Origin of the sequence: Luteibacter sp. Sphag1AF (assembly GCF_014192715.1) — a bacterium.
In the GTDB taxonomy this organism is placed as follows: Bacteria; Pseudomonadota; Gammaproteobacteria; order Xanthomonadales; family Rhodanobacteraceae; genus Luteibacter.
Genome location: NZ_JACHYH010000001.1, coordinates 906319 through 922622 on the forward strand (window position 1 = coordinate 906319; position 16304 = coordinate 922622).

The following is a 16304-nucleotide window of genomic DNA, read 5'->3' on the forward strand; positions in this document are numbered from 1 at the left end:
GCTTAGCGTGACGAACGATCCTACGAGGGAGGAAGTATGAAAATCCGATTCGCTCTTGCAATGCGCGCACTCGCCGTCGCCCTGGCCATGGCCAGTGCTCCCGCCTTTGCTGCCGACACCGTGAAAATCGGCTTCGTGGTCAAGCAGCCCGAGGAACCCTGGTTCCAGGACGAATGGAAGTACGCCGAACAGGCAGCCAAAGAGAAAGGCTTCACTCTGGTGAAGATTGGCGCGCCCAGCGGCGACCAGGTGCTGACCGCCATCGACAACCTGAAGGCCCAGCATGCCCAGGGCTTCATCATCTGCACGCCCGACGTGAAGCTCGGCCCGTCCATCGTCGCGAAGGCGAAGATCAACAATCTCAAGCTGATGACGGTCGATGACCGGCTCGTGGATGGTTCCGGCAAGCCCATCGAGGCCGTGCCGCACATGGGTATCTCCGCAAGCAAGATCGGCGAACAGGTAGGCGAGGCCATCGCCGCTGAAATGAAAAAACGCGGCTGGAAACCGGAAGAAACCGGTGCGCTGCGCATTTCGTACGACCAGTTGCCCACGGCCCGTGACCGCACCGATGGTGCCGTTGCGGCGCTGACCGCCGCCGGCTTCCCGAAAGCCAATGTGGTCACCGCGCCGGAAGCCAAAACCGACACAGAAAACGCATTCAACGCCGCGAACATCGCCATCACCCAGCATCCGAACTTCAAGCATTGGGTCGCCTTCGGCCTGAACGACGAAGCCGTGCTCGGCGCGGTACGTGCGGCGGAAGGTCGTGGTTTCCGTGCGGACAACGTGATCGGTGTCGGTATCGGTGGCAGCCGCTCGGCACTGAACGAGTTTGCCAAGGCGCAGCCCACCGGCTTCTTCGGCAGCGTGCTCATCAGCCCGAAGCGTCACGGCTACGAGACCTCGATGAACATGTACAACTGGATCACCAGCAACAAGGCGCCGCCGATGCTCACCCTCACCACCGGCAAGCTGGTCACGCGCGACAACGCCACCGAAGTGCGCAAGGAAATGGGCCTCTGATGTCGTTTCTTCAGTTCCAGGGTATTGGCAAGACGTTCCCCGGCGTACGTGCGCTGTCGGACGTGAGCTTCGCCGTGCGCGCCGGAGGCGTGCACGGCCTGCTCGGCGAGAATGGCGCGGGCAAGTCGACCATGATGAAAATCCTGGGCGGCGAATACATTCCCAATGAGGGCCAGCTGGTCATTGATGGCCAGCCCCGCGCGTTCCGCTCCGCCGCTGACGCCATCGACGCAGGTGTGGCGATCATTCACCAGGAACTGCAATACGTTCCCGAACTGACGGTCATGGAGAATCTGCTTCTCGGCCGCCTCCCCACGCGCTTTGGCCTCGTGGATCGTGGCCGCGCGCTGGCGTGGACGCGTGAGAAACTGGATGCCCTCGGCGTCGATCTTGATCCCCGGACGCGACTGAAGCAGTTGTCCATCGGACAGCGCCAGATGGTCGAAATCTGCAAGGCCGTGCTGCGCGATGCAAAGATCCTCGCACTGGACGAACCGACCAGCTCACTGTCACACCGTGAAACCGACGTGCTGTTCCGCCTCGTCCGCGACCTGAAGGCGCAGGGCAAGGCCATGATCTACATTTCGCACCGCCTGGATGAAATCTTCGAGCTGTGCGACGCCGCCACGATCTTCCGCGACGGCCGTAAAGTCGCCGACTTCGACACGCTGGAAGGCGTTACCCGCGACATGCTGGTTCAGCGCATGGTAGGCCGCGAAATCTCCGACATTTTCGGTTACCGCGAACGCGCACAGGGCGACGTGCGGCTGGCCGTGCGCAATCTGACCGGTCACGCGGTGAAGGAGCCGGTCAGCTTCGACGTGCGCGCTGGCGAAATCGTTGGCTTCTTCGGACTGGTGGGCGCGGGTCGCAGCGAAGCGATGCGCCTGGTGTACGGTGCCGACCGCCGCGAAAGTGGCACGGTAGCCATCGACGGCACGACGCTGCGCCCGTCGGACATCCGTTCATCCATCCGTTCCGGACTGATGTTCTGCCCGGAAGACCGCAAGGAAGACGGCATCATCGGTGTGCGCTCGGTTGCAGAGAACATCAACATCAGCGCGCGTCGCAATCACCTTCGCGCGGGCCTGTTCGTCAATGATGCCAACGAAGCCCGCACAGCCGACAGCTTCATCCAGCGCCTGCGCATCCGTACGCCGCACCGTCGCCAGGAGATCCGTCTTCTGTCGGGCGGCAATCAGCAGAAAGCCGTGCTCTCCCGCTGGCTGGCGGAGAAAGACCTCCGCGTGCTGATCGTGGACGAACCCACACGCGGCATCGACGTGGGCGCAAAAAACGAAATCTACAACGTGCTGTACGAACTGGCCGAACGCGGCGTAGCCATCGTGATGGTATCGAGCGAACTGCCCGAAGTACTGGGTGTGTCCGACCGTGTCATCGTGATGTGTGGTGGTCGCATCACCGGCCAGTTTGCGCGCCACGAAGCCAACGAAGAAGCGGTGCTCGGCCGGGCGCTGCCCGAAGGCGCGGCGCAACCGAGCATGCATTCCACGAGGACCGCCTGACCATGACTGACCGCAACACCGCCACGGCCCTGGACCCTGCGGCAGGTAGCCAGCCCGCGCGCCGCAACGCTGCCCTCTGGCAGTTCGTCGATGACTACAGCCTGATTCTCATTTTCGTTGCCCTGTTCGCCGTACTGAGCTGCACGGTGGAATATTTCTTCTCGTGGGACAACGTCGTTGGCCTCGCGCTTTCCGTGTCGCAGATCGGCATGGTCGCCTGCACGATGATGTTCTGCCTGGCCTCGCGTGATTTCGACCTGTCGGTAGGATCGACGGTGGCGTTTGCCGGCGTGCTCTGTGCCATCGTGTCCAATGCCACCGGCAGCGTGACGCTCGGCATAGCCGCGGCGCTGGTGGCAGGCGCCGTGATTGGCTTCGTGAACGGCACGGTGATCGCCAAGCTGAAGATCAATGCCCTCATCACCACGCTGGCCACCATGGAGATCGTACGCGGTCTCGCGTTCATCTCGTCGCAGGGCCAGGCAGTCGGTGTATCAAACGAAGCATTCTTCAGCATCGGCAGCGCCATCCTTTTCGGTCTTCCTGCGCCGGTATGGGTCACGCTCGCCTGCTTCGTGCTGTTTGGCGTATTGCTCAACAAGACGATCTACGGTCGCAACACGCTGGCCATCGGCGGCAATCCGGATGCGGCCCGGCTGGCGGGCGTATCGGTGGACCGCACGCGCATCATGATCTTCCTGATCCAGGGCGCGGTGGCCGCGCTCGCCGGCATCATCCTCGCGTCGCGCATGACCAGCGGCCAGCCCAATGCGGGTGAAGGCTTCGAGCTGAACGTGATCTCCGCATGCGTGCTGGGCGGCGTGTCCCTGATGGGTGGCCGGGCCAGCATCAGCGGCGTGCTCGTTGGCGTTCTCATCATGGGAACTGTGCAGAATGCGATGAGTCTGATGAACATTGATGCGTTCTATCAGTACCTCGTGCGCGGCACGATCCTCCTGATCGCCGTGCTGGTCGACCAGCTCAAGAATCGCCGGCAGTCCCGCTAATGAATCAAACCTCTCCGTTTCATCCACTCGGCCCTTCCCGCCACGCGCTCGCCGAAGGCGTGCTCTGGGACGACCTGTGTGGCGTTATCCGCTGGACGGACATCCACGCTTCCCGTCTGTGGCAGTTTGATCCGGCAACGGGCGAGAGCCGCGACTGGGCGCTTCCCGCGCGCCTGGCCTGCTTTGCCCTGACTCATCGCCCCGGTCATCTTCTGCTCGCGCTGGAGAACCAGCTCGCCCGTTTCGACACCGCGACAGGTCAGCTCGTGGTGCTTGAAGACATCGAGCCGGAAGTGCCGTTCACCCGTGCCAACGATGGTCGCTGCGACCGCTCAGGCAATCTCGTGTTCGGCACGCTCAACGAAGGCGGCAGCGACAAGATCGCCTCGTTCTACCGCTACAGCGCGCAGGGCGTGCTGAGCCGGCTTGCGTTGCCCAAGGCCGCCATCACCAACAGCATCTGCTTCAGCCCGGATGGCGAAACGATGTACTTCACCGATTCGCCGACGCTGCGCATCATGGCCTGCGACTACGACGGACGCACGGGCGACATCGACCGCATCCGTGGATTCGCCGAACTGGACCCCACACTGGGTGGTGAGCCCGATGGCTCCACCGTGGATGCCGACGGCTTCCTGTGGAATGCCCAGTGGGGCGCATCGCGCGTGGTGCGCTACGCACCTGATGGCCGCATGGATACCGTCGTGCACGTGGATGCGCGCCAGCCGAGTTGCGTCGCCTTCGTAGGCCACGAACTCGATCAGCTTGCCATCACGTCTGCGCGTCAGGGCCTGGAAGATCTGGAGCTTTCGTCCCATCCGCTGCACGGCGCCGTGTTTCTTGGCAAGGCGCCGACGGGACGGGGCCTCCGTGAAAGTCGCTACGGCCACGCGTCACAGGCCTCGCACGCATGACCGCATCGGCTCATCGCGCGGACCCGCGCATCACCCCGCTGCCGAGGCTCGCAGGCAAGGTGGCCATCGTCACCGGCGCAGCGCAGGGCATCGGCGCGGCGACAGCCCGCCTGTTTGCCGCGCATGGCGCGAAGGTCGTCATCAACGTGCTGGAAGACAACGCCGCCGCGCGTGAAACACTGGACGCCATCGGCACAGCTGATGCCATGCTTTTTCAGGCAGACGTGACCGATACGGCTGCCATCGCCCGCATGGTGGACGCCACCGTGCAGCGATTCGGCCCGCCCGACGTGCTGGTGAACAACGCAGGCATCAATGTCTTCAACGATCCCCTGGCGCTGAGCGACGATGAGTGGTCGCGTTGTTTTGAGGTGGACCTCAAGGGTGCATGGAACTGCGCCAAAGCGGTGCTGCCGCACATGCTCGCGGGCAAGGCAGGCAGCATCGTCAACATCGCCTCCGTGCACGGTCACAAGATCATCCCCAACTGTTTCCCGTATCCGGTCGCCAAACATGGGCTGATCGGCCTCACGCGCGCGCTGGGTATCCAGTACGCGGCGCAGGGCGTGCGGGTGAATTCCATTTCGCCGGGTCTCATCCTCACGGCCATCGCCGAGGCCGGCTTTGCCGCCGCAGCCGATCCGGCCGCCGAGAAGAAGCGCCAGGCAGACATCCTTCCGACCAAACGCATCGGTGAGCCGGACGAAGTGGCCTATACCGCCCTCTTCCTGGCCAGCGACGAAGCACGCTTCATCAACGCCACCGACATCCTCATTGATGGCGGCCGATCACAGCTCTACCACGAGTGACCGAGATGACCTGGCCCACTGCCCTTCCTCTTATCGCCATTTTGCGCGGCATCACGCCGCCAGAGACGCTGGCCCACGTTGGCGCGCTGATGGATGCCGGGTTCGATGCCATCGAAATCCCGCTCAACTCGCCCGACTGGAGCCTCAGCATCTCTGCCGCCGTGGCCCGCTTTGGCGACAAGGCGCTGATTGGCGCGGGCACGGTACTGACCCCGGAAGACGCCATGGCGGTGGCAAGCCTGGGCGGCAAACTCATGGTGACGCCCAACACCGATCCTGCCGTGATCGCCCAGGCCCGTGATTGCGGCATGTACACCGCCATCGGCTTCTCCACGCCCAGCGAGGCGTTTGCTGCGCTGAAAGCGGGTGCGCAGTCACTGAAGCTGTTTCCGGCCACGATCTACGGCCCGGCATACATCAAGGCCATTCGCGCCGTGCTTCCGAAGGACGTGCCCTTGCTGGCCGTCGGAGGCGTCACGCCGGAGAACCTGCATGAGTTCATCGCTGCCGGCTGCATTGGCGCGGGACTGGGCAGCGACCTGTACAAGCCGGGCCAGTCTCCCGAAGTCACCCGCGAACGCGCTGACGCTTTCATCCACGCCTACCGTAGCTGCCACCCATGAAGATCACCCGAGTCACCACTTATCGCGTTCCGCCGCGCTGGATGTTCGTCAAGGTAGAAACTGACGAAGGCGTTACTGGCTGGGGCGAGCCTGTTGTGGAAGGGCGCGCAAAAACCGTGGAAGCGGCCGTGCATGAACTCAGTGAGTTCATCATCGGGCAGGACCCGGCGCGCATCAACGACCTCTGGCAGGCGATGTATCGCGGCGGATTTTATCGCGGCGGCGCCGTGTTCATGAGCGCCATCGCCGGTATCGACCAGGCGCTGTGGGACATCAAGGGCAAGGTGCTCAACGCGCCCGTTTACGAACTGCTGGGCGGCCGCGTGCGTGACCGCATGAAGACGTACTGCTGGGTGGGCGGTGATCGCCCGGCCGATGTCATCGAACATATCCGTCAACGCATGTCCGTTGGTTTCGACACGTTCAAGATGAACGGCTGCGAAGAGATGGGCATCATTGATTCGAGCAAGGCGGTGGATGCTGCCGTGGCGCGCGTGGCCGAAATCCGCCAGGCGTTCGGCAACGACATCGAGTTCGGCCTGGACTTCCACGGCCGCGTCTCGGCGCCCATGGCCAGGGTGCTTATCCGTGAGCTGGAACCGTATCGGCCGCTGTTCATCGAGGAGCCCGTGCTTGCCGAGCAGGCCGAGTACTACCCCCGCCTGGCGGCGCAGACACACATCCCTCTCGCAGCGGGTGAGCGGATGTTCTCGCGCTTCGAGTTCAAGCGCGTGCTGGAACAGGGCGGCATCGCCATCCTTCAGCCGGACCTGTCGCACGCAGGCGGCATCACCGAATGCCTGAAGATCGCCGGCATGGCCGAAGCGTACGACGTGGCGCTGGCACCGCACTGTCCGCTGGGCCCGATCGCACTCGCCGCGTGCCTGCACGTGGACTTCGTGAGCTGGAACGCCACGTTGCAGGAACAGAGCCTCGGCATTCACTACAACAAGGGCGGTGACCTGCTCGACTATGTAGTGAACAAGGAGGTGTTCAAGCTGGACGATGGTGGCTACGCGCTGCCGCCGACGAAGCCTGGTCTTGGCATCGAACTGGATGAAGCCATGATCCTCGAGCGCGCAAAAGATGCGGCCGACTGGCGCAATCCGCTCTGGCGCCACAAGGACGGCAGCGTTGCCGAATGGTGATGCGCACGGGTTCAGCGACGATTGTGCCGATGAGCCCGTAGGACTTTGTCTCCGCACGCGTCCCGGCGATTCCGCAGCACGGGTAAGCGCCTAGACTCCTTCGCCATCACTTGCAGCCGACGTTGCAAGAACCAGCCATGGAGGGCTGATGGCCATGCTTCGCGTCACTTCGTGTTTGTTCGTCCTGCTTCTTTCCGCATTTTTTTCGATGCTTTCGTTTGCAGGCGAAAAGCGGTTCCGACCCGCTGCGCATGTCGTCACGTCGTTCGACGACGCGGTGTCTGCCGGGCTTCCACGAAGCATGCGTCTACCCACGACAAAACATCACGCACGCCATGCGAAGGACGATGGCGAATTGGTGATCGAGTCCGAGCTGGACGTCGGCCTGCGATTTCCCGGTGACGTGCCAGGCAAGATGTACGTCGCGACCTGGCAGGGCCAGCATGCTGTCGTGACGCGCTCGGGCGATCATCTGGACATCAGCGTGCCGGCTGCCGAGGGCGTCGTTGTGACCGGGTTCGACAATGAAAGTGATGTGCCCCATCACGTTGATACATCGCTGACTTTCGACAAGGGCCAGCGACAGACAACGGCGCCACCCGCCTCCCCTTCAACGTCGCGTGCCATGAACCCTCGGGCGTCTTCGCTACCGCAGATCACGTTCTGGATGTTTCTTCACGACGACGTACTGGACGTGGATCGCCAGCACATCCATGCCCGCTACGTGGCCTGGTGGATTGCAGACCTGGCAAAAGTGCTCCCCAGCCATCGCCTGTGGGCGATCTACAGTCAGCAGATCGCCGGTGTCACCGACATACCGTACGGCCACACGCTGGCCTTGCAGGACTGGACGGACGCCATCGACTCCTGGAACACCCGCGAACGGACGCCCCGGCCTTCGGCCACACTGGACTTCAAGTTCATGCTGATCACACGGGACAGGACAGCGCCGGGCACGTCAGGCCAGGCGTGGCAGGGCGGTGAACAGGCCATGGCATCCCTCAATGGCCGCTATTCGGTGATCGCCCACGAATTCGGACACACCCTCGCCGCTGTGCACGACGATGCCGAAGTGCGATACGCATCAGGATGGCCCTGCGAAACCAACATGATCCCGGTCACCAGCGTGCTGCGCGCCAATTGCTATCGGTACTCGGCGAAGAACGAACGCAACATGCGCGTTCATGTCGCGCGGGAATGGACGATTCCGTCCATCCCGCATTTACCCGATGAGCCGAAATACATCATCATGGATGCGAAGTCACCCGCCTCGGACTGAAGCGGGCGCACGCATCTGCCACGACTTACTCGCCGTCGCCTTCGTCTTCAAAGCGCAGGTGCTTCACACTGCGGCCGTGACGACGCACGAGCTTCAGTGCTTCAACGCCGACCTTGATGTGCCGCTCCACAAAGTTGGCGGTCACGCTCTTGTCGCTGAGCTCGGTCTTCACGCCCTCGGGAATCATCGGCTGATCGGATACGAGGAGCAGCGCACCGCAGGGAATGTGGTTGGCGAAGCCAGCAGCGAAGATCGTGGCGGTTTCCATGTCCACGGCCATGCAACGCGTGCGACGCAGGTATTCCTTGAACGCTTCGTCGTGCTCCCAGACGCGGCGGTTGGTGGTGTACACCGTACCGGTCCAGTAATCGTGGCCGAGGTCGCGCACCATCGTCGAAACGGCACGCTGCAACTGAAACGCCGGCAGCGCAGGCACTTCGGGCGGCAGGTAGTCGTTGGACGTGCCTTCGCCGCGAATGGCCGCGATGGGAAGCACCAGGTCGCCGATGGCGTTCTTCTTCTTCACGCCACCACACTTGCCGAGGAACAGCACGGCCTTGGGCGAGATGGCACCCAGCAGGTCCATGACCGTGGCGGCGTTGGGGCTGCCCATGCCGAAGTTGATCAGGGTGATGCCATCGGCCGTGGCATTGGGCATGGGACGGTCGCGGCCATTGACCGGGACCCCATGCTCTTCTGCAAAGCGCTCGACGTAATGGCCGAAGTTGGTAAGCAGGATGTGCTCGCCGAAAGCCTCCAGCGGGGTGCCCGTGTAACGCGGCAGCCAGTTGGAAACGATTTCATTCTTGGTTTTCATGGGGATCACGATGGGCTTGAAGACGCCCGCAGCACCACGGCATGACCGGATGGAGAGTGGGACGGCCTTGGGTTACCGGCGACGCCACGCCGGCGAGGTGCCAAAGTATTTGCGCAAGTGTAGCATCCGGCTCACAGGGGCAGACGAAGCGGAGCATGAGCTTCTCACTGCCTTGCCGCCGCCTGCGGGCATGAGAGAAGGGGTAGTTTGATGCGGATTGGCGTGGCAATCGACGCGGCCTGCGATGTGCCGCAGGAGTTCATGGAGCGCAATCGTATCGCCGTGATGCCCATTACGGTGCGGGTGGACGGTGAGGTGTTCAAGGACGCCCGGGACCCGGTTGAAATCCAGCGATTCATTGACCGCAAGCTGGGCAGCCGGGGCCATTCGGCGGAAACCGAGCCCAGCACCGTCGAAGACGTGCAGAACCTGTTCCTTGACCGGATGGTGAAGGAGTACGACTGCGTGATCTGCCTGACCATCATGGCCACCCGCAGCCCGATCCACGACAACGTCATCAAGGCAAGCTTCGCCATCCTGAAAAACTACCGGCCGATCCGCGAAGCCGCTGGCATCACGGGGCCGTTTCTCATGCGCGTGGTCGACACGCGCAGCGTGTTTGCGGGGTCCGGGCCTGCAGTGGCTGAAGCCGTGCGCCTGATCCAGACCAATCAGCCACCGCAGCAGTTGCGAGAACGGGTGGCGCACATCGCCAACCATTCGTACGGCTACATGATGCCGCGCGATCTGCATTACCTGCGTGCCCGCGCCAAGAAAAAGGGCGACCGCAGCGTCAGCGCGTTCAGCGCCATGCTGGGTTCCGCACTGGATATCAAGCCGATCCTGCGTGCGCATCGCGGGGAAACGGCGCCTGTGGGCAAGGTCCGTGGCTTTGAGCAGGGAGCGCAGACCCTCTTCGACTACGCAGCCAGGCGCGTGCAGGCCGGCTTGCTGGTGCCTTCGCTGTCCCTGAGCTACGGCGGCGATCTGGACGAAATGCGCAACCTTGTCGGCTACCACGCGCTGACCCGCGCCTGCGGCGATGCGGGTGTGGAACTCATGGAAAGCCCGATGAGCATCACCGGCATGGTGAATGTCGGTGAAGGCGCATTGACCCTCGGATTCGCTTCTGAAGATCACGTGGCCGACTTCACATGAAGGCCGGCGCGGCCGCCCTCTGGCTGGCGCTGGCTCTAAGCGCACCTGCCACGGCATCCACCGTGTACAAGTGCGCGGGCCCTGAGGGGCAGACCATTTACCAGCAGCAGCCCTGCGCACGCGGGCAGAAGCAGCAGACCATCGAGTTGAACGACGCGGCGCCCGTGGCCGACGTTCCGGCCCCAACTGCGGCTCTCCCGACAGCGCCCGCCAAGCCGCGCGAGGAACCTGCACCAGCCACATTTCAGCCGGTGCCTCCCGACGTACCCCCTCCGCGTGTTTATGGCTGCATCCGCGCAACCGACGGAAAGCCCTATACCAGCGCCAACGGCCATCCCGATCCGTATCTCGCTCCCTTTGGCATGCTGGGCGCGGTGCAGCAGCCCCTCGCGGATGTCTATGGCGGAGCGAACGGTGGTGGCGGATCGGCGCCCGAATTCAACCGGGGCCAGGTGACCTCCACCCTGGTGGCCAACAACTATGTCTGGGTACAGGATCAGTGCCGCGAGCTGACCCCCGCCGAGGCATGCAGCGCGCTGCGCGATGAGTACGAGCAGAACGACCGCAAACTGCGCAACGCATTCAAGAGCCAGCAGCCCCCTTTCGAACAGGAAGCTGCGCGCCTGAAGTCACGCATGGCCGGCTGCGGTCAGAACCCGTAACGCAGAAATCCGCCGTCCACGGCAATGATTTCGCCGGTGACATAACTGGATGCCGGCAGGCAGAGGAATGCCACGGCGCCCGCCACTTCTGCAGGCTCACCGATGCGGCGCATCGGCGTGCGATCCAGCACCTCCTCCAGATATTCGGCATCAGCCAGTGCGGGCTCGGAACGCTGCGTACGGATATACCAGGGTGCTACGGCGTTGACGCGGATGCCATCTTTAGCCCATTCACAGGCGAGGTTGCGGGTGAGCTGATGTAGCGCTGCCTTGGTCATGCCGTATGGCGAACCGGTGCGCACGTGCGTGATGCCCGATACCGAGCCAACGTTCACGATGGCAGCATGAGCGTGCTGCACCAGGTGCGGGTAACCCAGGCGGCACATTTCAAAGGCGGAAAACACGTTCAGTTCGAACAGCCGCCGATAGTCGTCTTCCGCGTAGTCGAGCGTGGCGCGCGGCACGTTGCCACCCACGTTGTTGACGAGCAGCGACAGATTGGTATCCAGGTCGGCCACCCAGTCGAACACCGCAAGGCGGTCTTCCTGGTCGGCGAGGTCTGCTGCGAAAGCCAGTACGCTGACGTCAGGGCATTCGTCCTGAAGATCGCTGCGCACCTGTTCCAGCGCAAGCTCATCGCGCGCCACCAGCAGAATGTCCGCGCCCAGCGCAGCCAGTTCGCGCGCGCAGGCATAGCCGATGCCCTTGCTCGCACCGGTAACCATGGCCGTCCGGCCGTCCAGTCGCCAGCTGGCGATTCGTGGATGCATGGTGAGTCTCCGTCGTGATGCACGCATCGTACAACGTGCGAAGATGCCTGACGCCATGCCATTGCCGGAGACGTGTTTTGGAAGCCGCCGAACCCTTGCTGGACATCGACCGCGCCACCGTCGTGCGCGACCGCCACGCCTTACTCGACAACCTTTCGCTGCGCATCGAAGCCGGCCAGCACACGGCGATCCTCGGTCCCAACGGGTCGGGAAAATCCACCCTGGTGAAGCTGATCGAACGACGCATCTACCCGCTGGTTCACGATGATGGCACGCCAGTGGTGCGCGTCTTTGGTCGTGACCGCTGGAACGTGCTGGAACTGCGCAGCCTGCTGGGCGTGGTGTCATCGGACCTCCGGCGCGAGTTCGAAGGCATGCAGCAGAATGCACGCGACGCGGTGCTCTCCGGCTTTTTTGCATCGCTGACGCTCGGGCTGGATCACGAGGTAACCGATGACATGCGGCGCGAAGCGATGCTTGCGCTGGAACGTGTGGACGCGGCGGGGCTTGCTGATCGCGAAGTGGCCACGCTGTCCACGGGCGAAGCACGGCGCGTGCTCATCGCGCGTGCGCTGGTACACCGTCCCCGCGCATTGCTGCTGGACGAGCCCTGCGCAGGACTGGATCCGGGAACCCGGCGGCGGTTCCTCGACCATCTGCGCGCACTCGCCCACCAAGGCACCACGCTGATCCTGGTGACCCATCACATCGAGGAAATCGTGCCGGAGATCGACCACGTGGTGATGCTGCGCAACGGCTCGCTTTTCGATCAGGGCCCCAAAGTGCGCCTGCTTCGCGACGAACGCCTTTCGACCTTGTTCGACTGGGATATCGCCGTTGATACCGACGACGCATTCTATGCGGCGCGGCTACGCTAGACTGCGGACGAATGGAAGGGAGGGCTGCGCCATGATCCGCATGTCTATTGGCATCGCCGTGCTCACGCTTGCGTGCGCAGGCTGCTCCAAGCCACCCGAGCCACAGGCCCCCGCGCCGGTGGCCGCCGCCTCCGTGCCGCGCGTTGCCACACCGTGGGATGCACTGGAAGCAGACAAGAAGCGCGCACAGGATGTGCAGAAGACCGTCGACGAACAGGCGAAGCGCCAGCGTGACGCGGTCGAACAGCAGACTCAGTAGGCACCCATCGTTGCCGATGGGTGCCTGGAGGTACTTAGCGCGGCGAGCAGAAGCAGTAAACGTAGACGTTGGGCTTGCCCGGAACCGCTTCACGGAACAGTTCAAGCTCGGGCGCCATCTGCGGCAGACGGGCAACCCACGACGGCAGACGCACGCCATAGGCCAGCGCAATCTGTGCCGACGAGCTGCTGCCCACGCTGGCCACCAGGCGCTCGAACGCGCCCATCGGCGGTTCGACGTAGCGAACGGTAAAGTCCTTGCCGAGCTTTGCCCGCGACGCCGCATCGTTGACTGCGTCGGTCAGGTTGCCTAGCTGATCCACCAGGCCGCGATCCAGCGCCTGCTGCCCGGTCCACACGCGACCCTGCGCAATCGCATCAATGGCGGCGAAGTCCTTGTTGCGCGCCTTCGCCACGTTGCCGACGAAGTCGCGATAACCCTTGTCGATGATGCTCTGGATCAGCACGCCGACTTTCGGGTCCAGCGGGCGGGTGATGTCGAATGCGCCAGCCAGCGGGCCGGTGCCCACGCCATCGGATTTCACGCCCACCTTCTGCAAGGTGTCAGGCACGGTGAAGAACATGCCGAAGATGCCGATGGAACCGGTGATCGTGTTCGGTTCGGCGTAGATGCGATCGGCATTCATCGAGATCCAGTAGCCACCGCTCGCCGCGGTGTCACCCATCGACACCACCACGGGAATGCCGGCCTCGCGGGTCAGCTCCACTTCGCGACGGATCTGTTCGGCGGCATACACTTCGCCGCCCGGTGAATTCACGCGAAGCACGAGAGCGCTGGTTTTCTTGTCGTTGCGCGCCTGGCGGATCAGCAGCGCGATGGACTCACCGCCGATCTTGCCCGGGCCCTGCTTGCCGCCGACGATTTCGCCTTCGGCAACCACAATGGCCACACCTGGCGTGGTCGACAGCGGATCGGCGCCCACATTGCGGTCGGCCAGGTAACCCGTCAGTCCCACGGCACGGAAAGGCTGATCGCGGCGCCCGGCAGGCACGCCGTCCTTGCGCAGCATGTCGACGAGCTGCTGCTCGGTGGCGATGCCATCGACCAGGTGCTCGTCCATGGCCAGCTGCGCGAGGTCGCCGTTGGTCGACCTGATGCGGTCAGGCAACTGATCCACGTCGGCGCGCAGCACCGCCGGGTCGATGTTGCGGCGCCTGGCCACTTCGTCGATCCACGTGGTCCACAGGCCGCCCAGCCAGAAGGCATCCGCCTGCTTCGATTCGTCCGATGCGTGGTCGAGGATGAAGGGCTCGGCGGCCGATTTGAACTGCCCCACGCGGAACAGGTGCACCTGCACGCCCAGACGGTCGAGCAGATCCTTGTAGAACAGGCGGTAATTGGCCAGACCGGTGGGAAGCACGCCGCCCTGCGGGTCGATGAGAATCTTGTCGGCGTGCGAGGCGAGGTAATACTGGCCCTGGTCCAGATTCACGCCCCACACCAGCACCTTCTTGCCACTCTTGCGGAAGCGATCAAGCGCCTCGCCCACTTCGCGCAGGCCGGCGAAACCGCCTGCCTCCAGCTGGTCAGGCTTCAGCAGAATGCGACTGATGCGATTGTCTTTCGCGGCAGCGTCGATGGCGCCCACAAGGTCGCGCACCTGCGTCTGCTTGGGCTGCTCACCGGAAAGGCGGCTCATCGCGCGGGACAATGCGTCGATGCTGTACTGCTCGACCAGCTGCCCTTCGGGCGCCAGCACGAGCACCGTTTTGTCTTCGATACTGGTGGCCTTGCCACCCGCCCAGATGCCGATGGCAAAAATCAGCAGCAGGCCGAAGAAGATGACGTTGATAACGATGAGCCGCACCACATTGATGCCGCGGCCAATACCGGCCAGCACCCCGAAAAACCCGCGGCGACGCGGCGGTGGTGCAGCGCGCGGCAAGGGCGGCGGGAGGGCATCGTGGCGATCCGTCATGGGGCGTTCCTCGTGAAGTTGTGTGCAGCGTAACGTGTCAGGAGGTCAGCATCACGTGTGGAAGGACACAGGCGCGGATGAGTCCACATTCTGCCGCCAGCGTTCGGTGGCGCTGATCCGGCAGAATCTTGCGAAAAGCAGCACGGCCGCCATCGACAGACCGGCAATCAGGCCGATCCACATGCCGCGCGCGCCCATGTCATGCACGAAGGCCAGCCACCAGCCGACGGGCATGCCCACCACCCAGTAAGCGAACATGGTGATGACCATCGGCACGCGGGTGTCTTTCAGGCCACGCAGCGCACCGTTCGACGCCACCTGGATGCCGTCTGAGAACTGGAAGAAGCCCGCCAGGATCAACAATTGCGATGCCATGGCGATAACGGCCGGGTCACCGGTGTACAACCGCGCGATGTGTCCGGGGATGGCCAGCATCACGCCGGACGACACCAGCTGGGTCACCAGGATCAACGCGATGCCGCAGAATCCCGCATAGCGAACTCCCAGCGCATCGCCGCGACCGGCGGCATTGCCCACGCGAACCGTGATCGCCATGGACAGGCCCAGTGGAATCATGAAGGCGACCGAGGCCACGTTCAGAGCCACGTGGTGACTGGCCGTGACCGTTTCACCGAGGCGTCCGATCAACAGGGCCACGGCGACAAACAGGCCACCCTCCATCAGCAGCGTCACCGCCATGGGCACGCCGATGTGCAGCAGCTTGCCGATCGGTTCGCGCCGCGGGCCAACGAAACGCTGGCGCAGATTCAGATCGCGGTAGTTCCGGTGCTTCAGCACGTAGATGCCAAAGCCGATCATCTCCAGCCACAGCACAATGGCCGTGGCTATGCCGCTGCCACGTGCACCCATCGGAGGAAAGCCCAGCTTTCCGTACATCAGCACGTAGCCCAGTGGCGCCAGCACCATGAGGCCGCCGAAGCTGAAATACATCGAAGGGCGCGGCATCGACAGACCCTCGGACAGGCCGCGCAACGCGAAATACGTGGTGAGCGCGGGCGCAGCCCAACTGATGGCATGCAGGAAGCCGGTTACGTCCGGACGCAGCGAAGGCACCACGCCGAACGCGCTCATCAGTGGCGCCGCATGGCGCACGCCAAACCAGAGCAGCACGCCAAGACCCCAGGCAATCCACAACGCCTGATGGAACACGGCACCCACTTCGCCACGACGACCTGCGCCATCGAGCTGAGCGACTGTCGGTGGCACAGACATCATGGTGCCGATGCCGGCCACGATGGCCAGCGCCCAGATGCTGGCGCCGGTGACGACGGCCGCCTGGGTGTGTGCGTTCAAGTGGCCGGCAAGTACCGCGTCCACCACGTTGGTGCCGATCGCGCTCAACTGGGCAATCACCATCGGCAATGCCAGCCGGAGGGTGGCGCCAATGTCGCGCCTGGCGCGGGCACGGTCGATGGACATGGACTGGCTCAGAGGGTCGGCACGCTAGTGTACCTCCCGCCTGTGTCCG

Annotated in this window: 16 protein-coding genes; 12 read left to right on the plus strand and 4 right to left on the minus strand. The window is 63.7% G+C overall.

All coding sequences use genetic code 11. The annotated features are described in order from the left end of the window. Window positions 1-36 precede the first annotated feature (36 nt). The 8 genes from FHW69_RS04160 to FHW69_RS04195 all read left to right on the plus strand — a co-directional run bounded on the left by FHW69_RS04160 (window position 37) and on the right by FHW69_RS04195 (window position 8332). On the plus strand, window positions 37-1026 hold the full coding sequence (locus FHW69_RS04160; protein WP_183421736.1) for an arabinose ABC transporter substrate-binding protein: 990 nt from the start codon (window positions 37-39) through the stop codon (window positions 1024-1026). Next, a complete protein-coding gene (gene araG / locus FHW69_RS04165) occupies window positions 1026-2552 on the plus strand; it encodes an L-arabinose ABC transporter ATP-binding protein AraG (protein WP_221195363.1) in 1527 nt (508 codons plus the stop codon). The genes FHW69_RS04160 and araG overlap by 1 nt, the downstream gene beginning before the upstream one ends. 2 nt (window positions 2553-2554) lie before the next feature. After that, a complete protein-coding gene (gene araH, locus FHW69_RS04170; protein WP_183421737.1) occupies window positions 2555-3559 on the plus strand; it encodes an L-arabinose ABC transporter permease AraH in 1005 nt (334 codons plus the stop codon). Beyond that, on the plus strand, window positions 3559-4473 hold the full coding sequence (locus FHW69_RS04175) for an SMP-30/gluconolactonase/LRE family protein (protein WP_183421738.1): 915 nt from the start codon (window positions 3559-3561) through the stop codon (window positions 4471-4473). The genes araH and FHW69_RS04175 overlap by 1 nt, the downstream gene beginning before the upstream one ends. After that, on the plus strand, window positions 4470-5282 hold the full coding sequence (locus FHW69_RS04180) for an SDR family oxidoreductase (RefSeq protein ID WP_183421739.1): 813 nt from the start codon (window positions 4470-4472) through the stop codon (window positions 5280-5282). The genes FHW69_RS04175 and FHW69_RS04180 overlap by 4 nt, the downstream gene beginning before the upstream one ends. A gap of 5 nt (window positions 5283-5287) precedes the next feature. Further along, window positions 5288-5905: a 2-dehydro-3-deoxy-6-phosphogalactonate aldolase gene (locus FHW69_RS04185; protein ID WP_183421740.1), complete on the plus strand. Its 618-nt coding sequence runs from the start codon at window positions 5288-5290 to the stop codon at window positions 5903-5905. After that, on the plus strand, window positions 5902-7053 hold the full coding sequence (dgoD, locus tag FHW69_RS04190; protein ID WP_183421741.1) for a galactonate dehydratase: 1152 nt from the start codon (window positions 5902-5904) through the stop codon (window positions 7051-7053). Before FHW69_RS04185 ends, dgoD begins: the two co-directional genes overlap by 4 nt. A gap of 301 nt (window positions 7054-7354) precedes the next feature. Continuing rightward, entirely contained in the window at window positions 7355-8332 is a 978-nt protein-coding gene (locus FHW69_RS04195; RefSeq protein WP_183421742.1) for a hypothetical protein, read from the plus strand. Between the two features lie 25 nt (window positions 8333-8357). On the opposite strand, the gene FHW69_RS04200 is transcribed toward FHW69_RS04195, so the two are convergent. Next, window positions 8358-9149 carry an AMP nucleosidase gene (locus FHW69_RS04200; RefSeq protein ID WP_183421743.1) on the minus strand — a complete coding sequence of 264 codons (792 nt, stop codon included), beginning with the start codon at window positions 9147-9149 and terminating at the stop codon, window positions 8358-8360. A gap of 210 nt (window positions 9150-9359) precedes the next feature. Here FHW69_RS04200 and FHW69_RS04205 point away from each other — a divergent pair, with 210 nt between their 5' ends. Then, window positions 9360-10307 (plus strand): DegV family protein, encoded by a 948-nt coding sequence (locus FHW69_RS04205; protein WP_183421744.1) that lies wholly within the window; start codon window positions 9360-9362, stop codon window positions 10305-10307. After that, window positions 10304-10969 carry a DUF4124 domain-containing protein gene (locus FHW69_RS04210; protein ID WP_183421745.1) on the plus strand — a complete coding sequence of 222 codons (666 nt, stop codon included), beginning with the start codon at window positions 10304-10306 and terminating at the stop codon, window positions 10967-10969. The genes FHW69_RS04205 and FHW69_RS04210 overlap by 4 nt, the downstream gene beginning before the upstream one ends. Here FHW69_RS04210 and FHW69_RS04215 read toward each other — a convergent pair. After that, window positions 10957-11739: an SDR family oxidoreductase gene (locus FHW69_RS04215; RefSeq protein WP_183421746.1), complete on the minus strand. Its 783-nt coding sequence runs from the start codon at window positions 11737-11739 to the stop codon at window positions 10957-10959. The two genes, FHW69_RS04210 and FHW69_RS04215, sit on opposite strands and share 13 nt — an antisense overlap. Before the next feature lie 77 nt (window positions 11740-11816). Between FHW69_RS04215 and FHW69_RS04220 the strand changes: the two genes are divergently transcribed. Together FHW69_RS04220 and FHW69_RS04225 are read left to right on the plus strand one after the other, a co-directional pair. Continuing rightward, on the plus strand, window positions 11817-12617 hold the full coding sequence (locus FHW69_RS04220) for an ATP-binding cassette domain-containing protein (protein WP_255494501.1): 801 nt from the start codon (window positions 11817-11819) through the stop codon (window positions 12615-12617). 31 nt (window positions 12618-12648) lie between these two features. Then, entirely contained in the window at window positions 12649-12876 is a 228-nt protein-coding gene (locus FHW69_RS04225) for a hypothetical protein (RefSeq protein ID WP_183421747.1), read from the plus strand. Between the two features lie 34 nt (window positions 12877-12910). On the opposite strand, the gene sppA is transcribed toward FHW69_RS04225, so the two are convergent. Continuing rightward, window positions 12911-14815, minus strand: a complete 1905-nt coding sequence (gene sppA, locus FHW69_RS04230) for a signal peptide peptidase SppA (RefSeq protein WP_183421748.1) — start codon at window positions 14813-14815, stop codon at window positions 12911-12913. A 51-nt stretch (window positions 14816-14866) separates the two neighbouring features. Further along, window positions 14867-16255 carry an MATE family efflux transporter gene (locus FHW69_RS04235; RefSeq protein WP_183421749.1) on the minus strand — a complete coding sequence of 463 codons (1389 nt, stop codon included), beginning with the start codon at window positions 16253-16255 and terminating at the stop codon, window positions 14867-14869. Window positions 16256-16304 lie beyond the last annotated feature (49 nt).